This is a genomic window from Neobacillus solisequens (genome assembly GCF_051233465.1).
GTDB lineage: Bacteria > Bacillota > Bacilli > Bacillales > Cytobacillaceae > Neobacillus.
Genome location: NZ_JBKFGJ010000034.1, coordinates 1 through 14,178, shown reverse-complemented (window position 1 = coordinate 14,178; position 14,178 = coordinate 1). Strand labels below are relative to the sequence as shown.

13 protein-coding genes, 1 tRNA gene, 2 rRNA genes, 1 other RNA gene and 1 other annotated feature are annotated in these 14,178 nt (G+C 39.8%); of the genes, 4 read left to right on the top strand and 13 right to left on the bottom strand.

Features of this window, described 5'->3' with window-relative positions:
* From ACI3K6_RS23175 to tadA, 8 genes are all read right to left on the bottom strand, one after another.
* A 16S ribosomal RNA gene (locus ACI3K6_RS23175) occupies positions 1 to 101 on the bottom strand; the annotation flags it as partial.
* 302 nt (positions 102 to 403) lie between these two features.
* Entirely contained in the window at positions 404 to 667 is a 264-nt protein-coding gene (locus ACI3K6_RS23170) for a pro-sigmaK processing inhibitor BofA family protein (protein WP_335480825.1), read from the bottom strand.
* Positions 668 to 770: 103 nt separating this feature from the next.
* Complete coding sequence (locus tag ACI3K6_RS23165) at positions 771 to 989, bottom strand: YaaL family protein (protein WP_335480823.1); 219 nt, start codon at positions 987 to 989, stop codon at positions 771 to 773.
* A 31-nt stretch (positions 990 to 1,020) separates the two neighbouring features.
* The gene (recR, locus tag ACI3K6_RS23160; RefSeq protein ID WP_335480821.1) at positions 1,021 to 1,617 is read right to left on the bottom strand and encodes a recombination mediator RecR; all 597 of its coding nucleotides are present in this window, start codon (positions 1,615 to 1,617) and stop codon (positions 1,021 to 1,023) included.
* An 83-nt stretch (positions 1,618 to 1,700) separates the two neighbouring features.
* On the bottom strand, positions 1,701 to 2,018 hold the full coding sequence (locus ACI3K6_RS23155) for a YbaB/EbfC family nucleoid-associated protein (protein ID WP_335480819.1): 318 nt from the start codon (positions 2,016 to 2,018) through the stop codon (positions 1,701 to 1,703).
* A 26-nt stretch (positions 2,019 to 2,044) separates the two neighbouring features.
* Positions 2,045 to 3,733, bottom strand: coding sequence for a DNA polymerase III subunit gamma/tau (gene dnaX / locus ACI3K6_RS23150; protein ID WP_435556672.1), 1,689 nt, complete (start codon positions 3,731 to 3,733; stop codon positions 2,045 to 2,047).
* Positions 3,734 to 3,866: 133 nt separating this feature from the next.
* Positions 3,867 to 4,130: signal recognition particle sRNA large type (ffs, locus tag ACI3K6_RS23145), an RNA gene on the bottom strand.
* A gap of 72 nt (positions 4,131 to 4,202) precedes the next feature.
* Entirely contained in the window at positions 4,203 to 4,721 is a 519-nt protein-coding gene (tadA, locus tag ACI3K6_RS23140) for a tRNA adenosine(34) deaminase TadA (RefSeq protein WP_435556670.1), read from the bottom strand.
* A gap of 93 nt (positions 4,722 to 4,814) precedes the next feature.
* Here tadA and ACI3K6_RS23135 point away from each other — a divergent pair, with 93 nt between their 5' ends.
* The 3 genes from ACI3K6_RS23135 to ACI3K6_RS23125 all read left to right on the top strand — a co-directional run bounded on the left by ACI3K6_RS23135 (position 4,815) and on the right by ACI3K6_RS23125 (position 7,707).
* Positions 4,815 to 6,104, top strand: coding sequence for a glycosyl hydrolase family 18 protein (locus ACI3K6_RS23135; protein WP_435556669.1), 1,290 nt, complete (start codon positions 4,815 to 4,817; stop codon positions 6,102 to 6,104).
* A 245-nt stretch (positions 6,105 to 6,349) separates the two neighbouring features.
* Positions 6,350 to 6,997 (top strand): deoxynucleoside kinase, encoded by a 648-nt coding sequence (locus tag ACI3K6_RS23130; RefSeq protein WP_335480811.1) that lies wholly within the window; start codon positions 6,350 to 6,352, stop codon positions 6,995 to 6,997.
* A 14-nt stretch (positions 6,998 to 7,011) separates the two neighbouring features.
* Positions 7,012 to 7,707 carry a deoxynucleoside kinase gene (locus ACI3K6_RS23125; RefSeq protein ID WP_435556667.1) on the top strand — a complete coding sequence of 232 codons (696 nt, stop codon included), beginning with the start codon at positions 7,012 to 7,014 and terminating at the stop codon, positions 7,705 to 7,707.
* Positions 7,708 to 8,053: 346 nt separating this feature from the next.
* On the opposite strand, the gene ACI3K6_RS23120 is transcribed toward ACI3K6_RS23125, so the two are convergent.
* The 4 genes from ACI3K6_RS23120 to guaB all read right to left on the bottom strand — a co-directional run bounded on the left by ACI3K6_RS23120 (position 8,054) and on the right by guaB (position 13,007).
* Positions 8,054 to 8,146, bottom strand: a tRNA-Ser gene (locus ACI3K6_RS23120).
* Between the two features lie 129 nt (positions 8,147 to 8,275).
* A complete protein-coding gene (gene serS, locus ACI3K6_RS23115; protein WP_435556666.1) occupies positions 8,276 to 9,559 on the bottom strand; it encodes a serine--tRNA ligase in 1,284 nt (427 codons plus the stop codon).
* Between the two features lie 69 nt (positions 9,560 to 9,628).
* Positions 9,629 to 9,851: a binding site (T-box leader), on the bottom strand.
* 150 nt (positions 9,852 to 10,001) lie between these two features.
* Positions 10,002 to 11,321, bottom strand: a complete 1,320-nt coding sequence (locus ACI3K6_RS23110) for a serine hydrolase (protein WP_335480827.1) — start codon at positions 11,319 to 11,321, stop codon at positions 10,002 to 10,004.
* A gap of 213 nt (positions 11,322 to 11,534) precedes the next feature.
* Positions 11,535 to 13,007, bottom strand: a complete 1,473-nt coding sequence (guaB, locus tag ACI3K6_RS23105) for an IMP dehydrogenase (protein ID WP_435556665.1) — start codon at positions 13,005 to 13,007, stop codon at positions 11,535 to 11,537.
* 109 nt (positions 13,008 to 13,116) lie between these two features.
* On the opposite strand from guaB, the gene ACI3K6_RS23100 reads away from it, so the two are divergent.
* Positions 13,117 to 14,061 carry a YaaC family protein gene (locus ACI3K6_RS23100; protein WP_435556664.1) on the top strand — a complete coding sequence of 315 codons (945 nt, stop codon included), beginning with the start codon at positions 13,117 to 13,119 and terminating at the stop codon, positions 14,059 to 14,061.
* 34 nt (positions 14,062 to 14,095) lie between these two features.
* Here the strand turns inward: ACI3K6_RS23100 and rrf are convergent.
* A 5S ribosomal RNA gene (gene rrf / locus ACI3K6_RS23095) occupies positions 14,096 to 14,178 on the bottom strand; the annotation flags it as partial.

Here is a 14,178-nt window from a genome sequence, read left to right as displayed (position 1 = left end):
CTCACCCGTCCGCCGCTAACCACCGAAGTGGTTCGCTCGACTTGCATGTATTAGGCACGCCGCCAGCGTTCGTCCTGAGCCAGGATCAAACTCTCCAAAAAGAGTGATTAGCTCATAAATAAAACGTTGGCTTCATTTCTAACGAAATGAATATTATTGTTTGTTGACGTTCTTGTTTGTTTAGTTTTCAAAGATCAATGTCCTTAAAACGACTATATTAGAATATCATTTTCCAACAGTTAAGTCAACTGTTTTTTTGATTTCCTCTTTGTCGTGGTGACGACTTTTTATATATTACACGATTATTTTTTAATGGTCAATATCTATTTTAAAAAAAGTATTCATTTTTATAATCTTTTTATTAACAAAAGAAAAACCGCTGAATCTTAGCGGTTATCTTTCCTCATATTACCCATTGCTGAATGGCTACTAATGCACATAGACCCGGGATTCCTAAGAAACCCGAAACAGCAGAAGTAGCTACATTAATCGGCACGTGGATTCCGTAGCGGTTCCCTATAACATTAAGGAAGAATAAAAATAAGGCCCCAATTAAAACTTTTACTACAGCTAGTCCTACAAACCTCACCGGCTTGAATGGAGCACCTGAGAATAACAATACAACAATGAGTCCACCTAAAATGGAAATCACAACTACCGGTTCCAAGAATGCTATCCCCTTCCATAGGTCTCTTGCTAAAACCTATGTACAAGTCTGGGGTATTAGAACAAAAAAGCCTAAACTTTTTATATCTTAGACAGGAACCTTATTATTTCCAAAGTGTCACATTTCTTTCTTTAGCCTCTTTTAAAAGTAAGATATATTTTGCTTCAGCAATTTTGGTTTGGCAGATCACTTCTTCGGAGGGGTCGAGACTCTTTTCCAACAGTGATTTTTCCTGCTGCCAATCTTGTTTAAATTTATTCAACTTGGCGATGAGCTTTTCGTTATACTCTTTCCTAAGTTTCCCATTTCGCCGAAAAAACATACATATTACCTCCGGCCATCAGCATGCAATTTTAAACTTCTCTTCGCCCTTCCAACGCTTTAGAAAGAGTGACTTCATCTGCATATTCCAAATCTCCACCAACCGGTAGACCATGAGCAATCCTAGTTGTCTTTAGTCCAGAAGGCTTAATTAACCTAGAAATATACATAGCTGTTGCTTCCCCTTCAATATTGGGGTTAGTCGCTAAAATGACCTCTTGGACAGTTTCATCCTGAAGTCGCTTTAAGAGATTTGGGATATTAATATCTTCCGGACCGATACCATCCATTGGAGATATTGCCCCATGAAGTACATGGTATAGCCCGTTATAATCCTTCATCTTCTCCATAGCAATGACATCCTTTGGATCTTGCACTACACATATTATGCTCCGATCACGACGTTGATCCTCACAAATATAACACGGATCTTGGTCTGTTATATGACCACAAACAGAACAATAGGTTAAATTTCGTTTTGCATTGACTAGTGCCTTGGCAAAATCAAGAACGGTGTCTTCTTTCATGCTCAGAACATAAAAAGCAAGCCGAGCAGCTGTCTTTGGTCCGATTCCAGGGAGTTTCATAAAACTGTCAATCAATTTGGATATTGGTTCAGGATAATGCATAGATTCGATACCTCTCATAAAAAGTAAAAGTGCCTAAAAATCAGGGATCTCCCCCTAATACAAGGCACCTTACTTAAAGTTCATTAAAACGGCAGATTCATTCCTTTTGTGAATTGACCCATCGTATTATTTGTTAGTTCATCAGCTTTTTTCATTGCATCATTAACAGCTGCTAGCACAAGATCTTGAAGCATTTCCACATCATCAGGATCCACGGCTTCTGGTTTAATTTTCACATCCACCACTTCTTTATGACCAGTAACCGTAACACTTACGATTCCGCCCCCGGATGTTCCTTCGATATGTTGTTTACCTAATTCCTCTTGTGCCTCTGCCATTTTCTTTTGCATTTTTTGCATTTGCTTCATCATATTTTGCATATTTCCCATTCCGCCACGCATACTATTCAACCTCCATAAAGTAAGTATTAATCAATAATTTCAATAAACTCAGCGCCGAATAATTTTTTTGCCTCTGCAATGTGGGGCTCCTCTTCCGTTTTCATTTCAGTGTCTTCGCCTGCTTCTCCATTCTGGCCACTAAGAAAATCTTCGCGGATCCCCATCCATTGATCTTCAGGAACACCCAGCAATAAATATTTTTTACCAGTTAAATTATATAGGGCTGCTCCAACAGCATCAAGAAAATCGGTTCGATTCATTGCCATTTGGCAAATCATTTCGTGCTTAAACTTTAAGATAAAGGCGTTTGATGAAGCTGCTACCGGCTCTGCCTCATTCAGCAAGGCTGCCTGTGATTTTAACAAGCTAGCAAGCATTTCACCCCAATTGGCCTTTAACAGATTTAATTCATTTTTTGTAGCCTGTTTCAACACTTCATTTATTTTCCCAACAGCTGGCTGGAAGGCTTTTCTGGAACCTCTTGAAGCCTGTTTTTGTGGTGTCGGCACTTGTTCTTGAGGTGCCGCAGCCACACCGTTTACTTTCAGCTGCTTAAGTTCATTCTCCAGTTGTTCAATCCGCGCCTTTAATTGATCGATTTGTCCGGATGGAGACGCTTCTATTTCCTTGACTTCCATTTGACACAGTTTCACAATTGCAACCTCAAGGAAAATCCTTGGATGATTGGTCCAACGCATTTCCTGGTGGGTCTTATTTAAGAGTTCAATAAGCTGATAAATCTGTGCAGTTGGGATAGAATCGGCAAGACTCTGAAAATCACTGTCAAGCATTACTCTTTCCAGTGACTCTTCCAGGTTTGGTGCAGTTTTATAAAGCAGCATGTCTCGATAAAAAACGATTAAATCCTCCATAAAGCGTGCAGGGTCTTTTCCATGAAACAACAGATCTTCAAGAGATTCCAATCCACTTACAACATCCTTATCAACGAATGCCTTGGCCATTTTGTTTAAAAAGCCTTGTGATACAGAACCCGTTACGGTTAATGCATCTTCCACCGTGACCCGATCTTGGCTATAAGAAATGGCCTGATCCAATAAGCTTAAGGCATCTCGCATACCGCCTTCCGCTGCTCTTGCAATCATCTGTAGGGCTCGTTCGTCACAATCAATTTCTGTCTCTTCCACAATAAGTTTCATCCGATTTACGATTGACTGAGCCGTAATTCGTCTAAAATCAAATCGTTGGCATCTTGAGATAATGGTTAACGGTATTTTATGTGGTTCAGTAGTAGCTAATATAAAAATGACATGCTTTGGTGGCTCTTCCAACGTTTTTAGCAATGCATTAAACGCGCTAATGGAAAGCATATGCACTTCATCAATAATGTAGACTTTATAATTAACAGATGTCGGTGCAAATTTTACTTTATCGAGAACATCTCGCATTTCCTCGACTCTTGAGTTGGAAGCTGCGTCAAACTCTAATACATCTGGAATAGTCCCACTGGTAATCCCCCGGCAAGCCGCACACTCATTGCATGGTTCTGCAACTGGAGCTTGCTCACAATTGATCGCCTTAGCTAAGATTTTTGCTGCACTTGTTTTCCCGGTTCCTCTTGGTCCGGAAAAAAGATAAGCATGTGAAATTTTTTGCTGAAGCAGGGCATTTTGCAATGTCTTGGTGACATGTTCTTGTCCTACTACGTCAAAGAATTGCTGTGGACGCCAAACACGATATAAAGCTTGATAAGCCATAGACACTAGCCCCCTTCAAAATTTCATCTTCCCTATTATAACGTATTCAATTTCGATTTTACAAAAGGATTCCTATGACTTAATAAAAAAACTCATCCCAAATCTGAGATGAGTTAGTTATGTAAAATAACTGCCGTGCACCTTCCTTCGACTGAGTCCCATAGGCGTTACTTAAGCAGTTAGCTCGGCCCAGGCACCCCTGCGGCACATGAGAGCGTCCACTTAATGCTGCTTCCTTCCGGACCTGACATGGTTCATGGATTCCCATTGCGCAGGACCCAGGCGTCAACACCACTTACTTAAGGCAGCCCTACAGGATATCAGCCTCGGGAAGGGATTCAGTCCCGCTAGAGCGGATTGCGGGTACAGGGCACCGCTACCTCCCCACCTAGCACGGCAAAGTTGATACCAAATATTCAGTTGCGTCGTAACTGACGCTTTTTTAGTATACAAACAAACGGAGAAAAAATCAATTGTTATTGTTTGTAAATTTTTGTAAATTGTTTTGTGATACTTTTTTTGCTCCCTTATTTCTTGCTCGAATTTTTCTGAAAAAGTCTGAAAGTAATGCACCACACTCTTCTCCCAGTACTCCTGTTTCCAGTTCACATTGATGATTGAACCTGGGATCCTGTAGAAGATTCATTAACGTACCCGCACAGCCAGCCTTGGGGTCACTTGCTCCATATACAACACGCTTTACCCTGCTTAACAGAATTGCTCCGGAACACATGGGACAAGGCTCAAGTGTGACATATAAAGTGGCCTCCTCCAGCCGCCAGGACCCTGATTCCCTGCATGCCCTATCAATTGCCAGTAATTCAGCATGAGCGATAGCACTTTGCTCTGTTTCCCGAAGATTATGTCCCCGGGAAATAATTTGATCACCCAATACAATGATAGCTCCAATTGGAACTTCATCCATTAATTCCGCTTTTCTTGCCTCTTCAATTGCTTGTCGCATATAAAATTGATCTTGGTCATTCATAACCAAATACCCGCCTTAAAAATTTTTTATATCATTGATCCAGCTTCCCTCTCATAGAATGGTTGTAGTGTATCTGCGCAGGGAGGGATCAGTATGCAAATTCATGTGGTTAAAAGGAATGAATCGTTAACAACTATTGCCAGAACATACCATTCTACGGTAAACGATATTATCGAGGCAAATGATTTGCCTAACCCTAATAATCTGATTATCGGTCAAGCTCTTGTTATACCTATTGTAGGTAAATTTCACTTCGTACAACCGGGAGAATCCTTATTTTCCATTGCAAGAGAATATGGGGTTTCTCCACAGGAACTAGCATCTGTTAACAGACTACAGCCTAACCAACAATTAAATGCTGGGTTGCGTCTATATATCCCTCAGGGCAATAAAAGAACAGCCGAATTTAATGCATATGTAGAACCACGCGGCACCACGGTTGCCCCCGCCTTAGAAAGTAGTGCCAGGGAAGCCGCTCCTTATATTACTTATTTAGCTCCTTTTAGTTTCCAAGCCCGCCGTGATGGAACATTAAAAGAGCCGCTCCTCAACAACTTTCCCGCCATTGCCAGAGCCAACCGTAATGTGCTAATGATGGTCATCAACAATCAGGAAAATGATCAGTTCAGTGATGAATTAGGAAGAATTCTTTTAAATGATATCGCAGTTCAAGATAAATTTCTTAATAATATTGTGGCAACTGCCAAAAAGTATGGCTTCCGTGACATTCATTTTGACTTTGAATATCTCAGACCGGTTGACCGAGATGCCTATAATCGCTTTTTGCGAAAAGCGAAGCAGCGTTTTAAAAACGAGGGCTGGCTGATGTCAACAGCACTGGCGCCGAAAACTAGAGCGGACCAACCTGGAAAATGGTATGAAGGCCATGATTATAAAGCACATGGGGAAATTTCGGACTTTGTCGTCATCATGACCTACGAATGGGGTTATAGTGGAGGTCCTGCTATGGCTGTTTCCCCAATTGACCAAGTTAGAAAAGTTTTAGACTATGCTGTAACGGATATACCTTCCAATAAAATACTAATGGGGCAAAACCTCTACGGTTATGATTGGACCCTTCCCTTTGTCCAAGGCTCTGTGGCCAAAGCTGTAAGCCCCCAACAGGCCATTCAGCTTGCTGCAAGACATAATGTTCCTATTGAATATGATACGAAAGCACAAGCACCTCACTTCAATTATACTGATGAGGGCGGAAAAAGACATGAGGTCTGGTTTGAAGATGCACGTTCTATTCAGGCAAAATTTGATTTAATTAAGGCAATGAATTTACGAGGCATGAGCTATTGGAAACTCGGGTTGGCTTTCCCGCAAAATTGGCTGTTAATTGTCGATAACTTCCAGGTTACTAAACGTGGGACATAGAAAGTTTTGCCACCAACTGCCGTCTTTTCGGCAGTTTTTTTGTCTATGTAACATATAAATCACATCTTTAAAATAATTCCATATCCCTTCCACTGTCAGAGTGTGATAAAATGTTTTTTGTGTCACGTTGAAATCTGTCGTTTTATGACAATTATTGCGTAACAATGAATATAAACGAACATGATGAACCGGATCCGTCTGGTAACCATAGATGTAAAGGCAGTTTGGAGAAGGAGGAGCAATAAATGGGGGACACACCCTTTATTACCGTTGAAGGGCCAATTGGGGTAGGAAAAACATCACTTGCCAAAGCCATTTCAGAGCAATTTGAATTTGCTCTATTAAGAGAGATTGTCGACGAGAATCCATTCCTGGGGAAATTTTATGAAAATATTGAGGAATGGAGTTTCCAAACAGAAATGTTCTTTCTCTGCAATCGATTTAAGCAATTAGGGGACATTAATACTCATTATTTGAGCAAAAATCAAGCTGTTGTAGCTGATTATCATATTTTTAAAAATTTAATCTTTGCTCAAAGGACATTAAGTGCAGTAGAATACGATAAATATTTTAAAATCTATCAAATCTTAACAGAAGATATGCCAAAACCTAATGTCATAATCTATCTAAATGCTAGTTTGGACACACTTTTAAAGCGAATCCAACTTAGAGGACGCGAGGTTGAAAAGAATATCAGTCCTCTTTATTTAGAGCAACTCTCACTTGATTATGAGCAGACCATGACGATGTTTGAAAAACAACATCCCGAAATACCTGTATTACGCTTTAATGGTGATGATTTGGATTTCGTTAAAAACGAACATGATTTGGATCACATTATTGAAACACTATCACTCACATTTAAAACTAACAGCTGGACAAACATATTATAGAACGGGGGATGTTCATGAGCATTGTAATTGGCGGAATGATTGGCCTGGGAAAAACAAGTGTTGCAGATATATTGAAGGATCATTTTCAAGTAAACGGATTGGATAGTAAGGTATTCTATGAAACAGTTGATGATAATCCGATTCTACCGCTTTACTATGAATTAACACCAGAAGAGCTCGACGCAAGAAGAATTCCCTTTTTACTGCAATTATTTTTCCTAAATAAACGTTTTAAAACAGTTAAGGATTGTATCAATTGGAAAAACCCTATTTATACAATTCAAGACAGATCGATTTATGAAGATTGGTATTTTGCTTATGTTAATAAAAACTTGGGGAGAATTTCCGACCTAGAATTTAACATTTATGAAGACTTAGTCGATAATATGATGGAAGAATTAAGAGAACTTCCGAAAAAAGCTCCAGACTTAATGGTTTACTTAAAAGGCTCCTTCGATACAGTCATTGACCGAATTATGTCCCGCGGCAGAAGCTTTGAGATTAACCCTGAACTGAAGGAATACTATTTTGAGGTATGGAAGGGTTATGATGAGTGGGTATTTGACCGCTACAACGCCAGTGAAGTGCTAGTGATTGACATGGACAATACTGATGTAGTGAAAAGCCAAGCGGATGCAAAAAGGGTATGTCAGGAAGTACAAGAAAAATTAAATGAAATTCTAAATATAACAAAGGCACATATCGGGTAATCCGCTATGTGCTTTTTATTTTCTGTTAAACTTGTCTGTTGATTTCCGCTCCAGGTGCAAGCGGTTCGTAGGCGTTTCGGCAAGCCTCCTCGGCGCTTGAACCTACGGGGTCTCCAGAACCGTACTCCCACAGGACATTGAATTTCTTCCTTGAATCTGCCCACGCACGAAGGAAATGCGTTAGCATTTTCGAGGAGTCTTCGCACCTTCCGCTTCAATCAACAAAGTGTAAATAAATCAACACTGTTCTTTAACTCAGCCATTTTTAGAACAAAAAAAATTCGTTACATAAATGCAACGAATTTTTATCTATCTCCAGATTTTATGCGCATTGTTTATTGTGTGATGGCGGAGGAAGAGGGATTCGAACCCCCGCGCGGTTTAACCCGCCTGTCGGTTTTCAAGACCGATCCCTTCAGCCGGACTTGGGTATTCCTCCGTAACAACAAAAACTAATTTACCATATTATTTATACGATGTCAACAATAGAAAATAAAAGTTTTTTCTTATTTCTAGATAAAAGTGGGTTGGTAAATTCCGGACGGAAAATTCCGTCCGGTCATTTCACCTATTCGTTTGGTCTAATAACTTCTCGATTGCCCATATATGGACGCAATATTGTTGGAATCACGACACTGCCGTCTTCCTGTTGGTAATTTTCCAAGATTGCTGCAACCGTACGGCCAATGGCAAGGCCTGAACCATTTAATGTATGAACATGCTCCAGTTTTGCTTTTGGATCACGGCGGAAGCGGATGTTAGCACGTCTCGCCTGGAATGCCTCAAAATTACTGCAAGAAGAAATCTCACGGTACGTACCATAGCTCGGAATCCAAACCTCAATGTCGTACTTTTTGGCAGCAGTAAAGCCAAGGTCTCCTGTGCACATGCTCAGTACACGGTAAGGAAGTTCTAATAATTGTAAAACCTTTTCGGCGTCATTCGTTAGTTTTTCAAGTTCCTCATAAGAATCCTCAGGCTTCACGAACTTAACTAATTCAACTTTATTAAATTGATGCTGACGGATTAAGCCTCTTGTATCACGCCCCGCAGAGCCAGCCTCAGAACGGAAACATGCACTATATGCAGCATAACGGATTGGCAAATCTTCACCGCTTAAGATTTCATCACGGTATATGTTTGTGACAGGCACCTCAGCTGTTGGAATTAGGAAATAGTCTTCACTTTCAATTAAGAAAGCATCCTCCTCAAATTTTGGTAGCTGGCCTGTTCCTGTCATACTGGCACGATTTACTAGATAAGGCGGCAAAACTTCTGTATAACCATGCTCATCAACATGTAAATCCAGCATAAAGCTAATTAATGCCCGTTCTAGCCTTGCTCCAAGCCCTCTATAAAATACAAACCGGCTTCCAGTTACCTTTCCAGCCCGTTCAAAGTCAAGAATTCCTAAATGGTCTGCAATATCCCAGTGGGGTTTCGCTTCAAAGGTAAACTCACGAACTTGACCCCATTTTCTAATTTCCACATTTTCATCTTCCGTTTCCCCGACAGGAACACTTTCATGTGGAATGTTAGGAATACTTAACAATAGTTGTTCTAATGTTTCTTCGACGCTTCTTAATTCTTCATCCAGTTCTTTGATCCGGTCCCCAACTTCACGCATTTCTACAATAAGATGGTCCGCATCTTTTTTCTCTCGTTTTAGGGCAGCAACCTGTTGCGTTACCTCATTACGCTTTGATTTCAGCTGTTCAGACTCCACGATTAGTTCGCGTCTTTTTACGTCTAAGTCTTCAAACCGCCCAAGATCGGTCAAGTCCTCACCACGGTGCTGCAGTTTTTCCTTAACTTCTGCAAAATTGGCTCTAAGGTATTTTAAATCCAACATACTCTGACACTCCTTATCTTTTTTATATGATTGGGCTTTCCGGGAAAAATAAAAAACTCCCATCCCCAAAACAGGGACGAGAGTTACCCGCGTTACCACCCTGGTTGACAGTAAAAACCATCCACCTCAAAAAAATAACGGTTTTGCACCGAAAGTACTTACTGACCCTAATTAAAGGTGTTCCGTACTTTGCTCGAGGATGGATTCACAAGATTTATTCACCGGTTTACACCAACCACCGGCTCTCTTTGAGAATAACACTCTTGTTACTAATTCCTCTCATTGCTTTGACAATTTCATTTTTGTATACCCTAATTTACTATAATTGTTACCCAAATGCAACCAATTTATTCAAAGAAAAGCGCTGGGGCTGACAATTCTCAAAGCCGAACGTTTATACTTATCACCATAAAAAAAGTGAGGGACTCCATGCCCTCACTTTTTAGAACCAGCCTTTTACTGTCGAAGATATTCCATCCCAGACATCACCGAAAAAACCGCCGATTCCTCTCATCATTAACACAAACCAATTTGCTCTTTCAACATTTTGAGCTGCAACTACTTCTACCTGTGTTTTCTTTTTACCTTCTGCAGTTAAGAAGCTTACTTTATTCCCATCTTTCGGCTCAACTGTTACAAAACCAACAACGTCCCCTTTTTTAATAGGAGCGGTCAATTGGCCTTTGCTGTTAACCTTGTTTTTATCGAGAACTAGCACAGGCTTGTAATTTTTCTTTTCACCATTCTCAATGACCAAATTAATAGCCGACTTTGTATATACTTTTACTTTGTCTGCTTTCCCTTTGATCACCGGTATCGTTTCATACCCTTTTACTTGATAATGTTTAGGGACTACTTCTTCTTTAGTTGTATTAGTGAATGCGTAATCCAACATTTTCTTTGTTTCATCGAATCTAGCCTTATAACCACCCGCTCCACTGCCGTCTTTAGCATTTTGAACAACAGTTATAAATCTTTCCCCATTTCTCTGGGCTGTTGCAGTAAAACAGTAACCCGCAAAATCGGTAGTTCCGGTTTTAAGACCATCTATTCCTTTGTACCCATAATCAAGTGAAGGAAGCATCCAATTCCAGTTAATCATGTCGATTTTGTCTGTGGTTCCTTCTCTAAATGTCTTTTTCGGAATACTAGCCGTTTTTAATACTTCAGGATACTCATTAATTAAATGGAATGCTAATGTTGCAAGATCACGTGCAGACATAACGTTCTCATCATCTGCTCCGGTACCTTCAGGTTGTTCACCTTGGTAGTCCTTATTATTTAGACCAGTAGCGTTGACAAATTTATAGTTCTTCAAGCCAAGTTGTTTGGCCTTTGCATTCATCATTTTTACGAAATTTGTTTCTGACCCGCCGATTGTTTCAGCAATTGCAATAGTTGCGGCGTTTGCTGAATAGATGGCCATGGCCTCATATAGTTCACGAATCTTATACGTGCCGTCCTGTCTTAGAGGCACATTGGATAAATCGCGATTTTGTGAGATTTTATAGGCTAGGCTGCTTGGAGTATATTCCTGATCCCATTTCACCTTTCCATGTTTCACAGCATCAAGTAACAGATATTCCGTCATCATTTTTGTCATACTGGCAATACCTAATGGACTGTCAGCATTTTTTTCATATAATACCTTTCCTGTTTCAGCATCGACCAATATGGCTCCATCGGCATTAACATTCAATGCTGGTGCAGCTTTTACATTATCTAAGCCGGTAAAAAGGCTGAAAAACAGAATCAATGCCATGGCACTGGCGATATACTTTTTAACAAAATGTTTCTTCACGATTAGCGCCTCCAACGTTTAATTACACCTTGGTTATTTTAACATATCTCACCCGCAAATCATAGACAGATAATAGTATCATCTTAATGCCGAGTTTGCTAGTTTACTAGAGGATACTAGGTCTTTTTTCACCCAAAAAAAACAGAGGAGGCTCGACTCCTCTGCTTAAAATTATTAGGATAATGAATAGTTTGGTGCTTCTTTAGTAATCTGTACATCATGTGGATGACTTTCTCTTAAGCCTGCACCGCTCATTTTAACAAATTGGGCTTTCGTTCTTAGTTCCTCTAAATCCTTCGTTCCACAATATCCCATTCCTGCTCTTAATCCACCAATTAACTGGTAAACAGTTTCAGCAAGAGGCCCTTTATATGGAAGACGTCCTTCAATCCCTTCAGGAACAAATTTTTTGTTGTCCTCTTGGAAATAGCGGTCTTTTGAACCCTTTTCCATGGCTGCAACAGATCCCATTCCACGATATACCTTAAAGCGGCGTCCCTGGTAAATCTCTGTTTCACCTGGGCTTTCGGTCACCCCTGCCAACATGCTTCCAAGCATAACAGCGTGGCCTCCGGCTGCCAATGCCTTAACCACATCTCCGGAATATTTAATTCCACCATCTGCGATAATCGCCTTTCCAAGTTTAATCGCTTCTGTGGCGCAATCATATACTGCGGTAATTTGCGGAACACCGACACCTGCAACAACCCTTGTGGTACAAATCGAACCTGGTCCAATTCCGACCTTAACCACATCAGCACCGGCTTCAATCAAATCTCTTGTAGCTTCTGCAGTTGCGACGTTTCCTGCTACTATCGTTAAATCAGGATAAGCATTTCTAATTTCCTTAACCGTTTCAAGAACTCCTTTTGAATGACCATGTGCCGTATCGACCACAATGACATCTACATTTGCTTTTACAAGCGCATCCACTCGTTTCATCGTATCACTTGTAACGCCTACTGCAGCGCCCGCTAAAAGACGTCCTTGGCTGTCCTTGGCTGAATGAGGGAACTCAATTACCTTTTCAATATCTTTAATGGTGATTAATCCTTTTAACACTCCATGATCATCCACAAGAGGAAGTTTCTCAATCTTATGTTTTTGGAGAATCTTTTCAGCTTCTTTTAAAGTGGTTCCAACAGGGGCTGTTATTAAATTTTCCTTTGTCATAACATCGGAAATTTTAAAAGAATAATCCTGATCCTGAATAAATCTAAGATCTCTGTTTGTGATAATGCCTACAAGTTTTTGCTCTTCATCATTGTTGACAATTGGTACACCTGAAATGCGGTATTTCCCCATTAAATGTTCTGCATCAAAAACTTGATGCTCAGGTGTGAGGAAAAATGGATCTGTAATTACTCCACTTTCTGAACGCTTTACCTTCTCAACTTGCTCTGCCTGCTGTTCAATAGACATATTCTTGTGAATTATACCTAAACCGCCTTGTCGAGCCATTGCAATGGCCATTTCAGACTCTGTAACGGTATCCATGCCGGCACTAATAATGGGAATATTCAGCTTGACAGTCGGTGACAATTCAACATGCAATTTTACATCCCTTGGGAGAACTTCAGACTTGCCTGGTATCAACAATACATCATCAAACGTTAAACCTTCTTTTACAAATTTATTTTCCCACATCTTAACAGCCTCCAGAACAAAAAATATTATTTGTAGGTTATCAATTGGACAAAATACTGTCAAGAGAGAATGATTTAAAAGACTTTTCTGAAAAATAGGTGATTTTATCATGAGTATGAAATATAAGGGGTGGAGCAGCTTCTCTTGCTTTTCCTCAGCTGAATATTGCCAAACGTTTTTAAAAAAATGTTATCAACGGAGCAACATTAAAAATCCTGAACAAAAGAGCTATGAAAACGGCTATGCCTTTTTATATTATCTTGAACATGGACAAATCTATTATGAACAGGCTGATAAGTCGCCCATTATCTTAAAACCTATATTACTGTTTTATGGTCTTGTCCATTTAATTAAGGCTTGCATACTAACAGTAGATCCCGCCTATCCAGAGACAACTGCCGTATTAGCACACGGAGTATCAACAAGAAAGCGAAAAAAACAAAACTACGATTTTTTTCATGATGAAGTGAAGCTACAAAAAAACGGTCTATTTCCCTTCATGTCTGATGTCTTGTTCCACATGAAACACATGGAAGGGGATAAGGTCATGATGGAGGAATTATTACAGCTTATACCTGAACTTGATGAATTGTTCTACATACTTTTAGGGAAAAGGACATTTAAAAAGTTGAAAAAAGAGGGGGATATATTAATTATTCCTGAGGAAATATTAGATCAATATCATATGACGGAAAATCGGTTTAAAGATTTCCTTGCCTCAAAAATAAAAAAACAAGTGGAATTCTCAAATGAACGGCTTGGGGTAAAATTAGGGTTGAATATGTTTATGGGCAGCTCACCATTAAAATATAATTTAGAGGACAAAGAGTGGTACTTTCCTTTATATAAAAGTAATTTCTTTAATTATCCAGAACTGCTCATTCATTATTTATTGTTATATAACCTTGGTATGATCGCCCGATATGAGACGGAGTGGTGGAGCGAATTAACAAAAATGAAACCAAATCATGATTATCCATTCATTGACTCCTTTCTGCAAATTACCTTAGAAAAAGGGCCATTTTTAATTTATCAATATTTAATGAGATCATAAAAAAAAGACAACCCTAAACAGGTTGTCTTTTTTTGCCCGGCAACGTCCTACTCTCACAGGGGCAAGGCCCCAACTACCATCGGCGCTGAGAAGCTTAACTTCCGTGTTCGGTATGGG

Coding starts and splice junctions, on each gene's coding strand:
- guaB (WP_435556665.1), bottom strand. CDS start 13,007: ATGTGGGAAAATAAATTTGTAAAAGAAGGTTTAACGTTTGATGATGTA.
- tadA (WP_435556670.1), bottom strand. CDS start 4,721: ATGAATGACCAAGATCAATTTTATATGCGACAAGCAATTGAAGAGGCA.
- serS (WP_435556666.1), bottom strand. CDS start 9,559: ATGTTGGATTTAAAATACCTTAGAGCCAATTTTGCAGAAGTTAAGGAA.
- ACI3K6_RS23125 (WP_435556667.1), top strand. CDS start 7,012: ATGAGCATTGTAATTGGCGGAATGATTGGCCTGGGAAAAACAAGTGTT.
- recR (WP_335480821.1), bottom strand. CDS start 1,617: ATGCATTATCCTGAACCAATATCCAAATTGATTGACAGTTTTATGAAA.
- ACI3K6_RS23135 (WP_435556669.1), top strand. CDS start 4,815: ATGCAAATTCATGTGGTTAAAAGGAATGAATCGTTAACAACTATTGCC.
- ACI3K6_RS23110 (WP_335480827.1), bottom strand. CDS start 11,321: ATGGCATTGATTCTGTTTTTCAGCCTTTTTACCGGCTTAGATAATGTA.
- dnaX (WP_435556672.1), bottom strand. CDS start 3,733: ATGGCTTATCAAGCTTTATATCGTGTTTGGCGTCCACAGCAATTCTTT.
- ACI3K6_RS23165 (WP_335480823.1), bottom strand. CDS start 989: ATGTTTTTTCGGCGAAATGGGAAACTTAGGAAAGAGTATAACGAAAAG.
- ACI3K6_RS23130 (WP_335480811.1), top strand. CDS start 6,350: ATGGGGGACACACCCTTTATTACCGTTGAAGGGCCAATTGGGGTAGGA.
- ACI3K6_RS23155 (WP_335480819.1), bottom strand. CDS start 2,018: ATGCGTGGCGGAATGGGAAATATGCAAAATATGATGAAGCAAATGCAA.
- ACI3K6_RS23100 (WP_435556664.1), top strand. CDS start 13,117: ATGAGTATGAAATATAAGGGGTGGAGCAGCTTCTCTTGCTTTTCCTCA.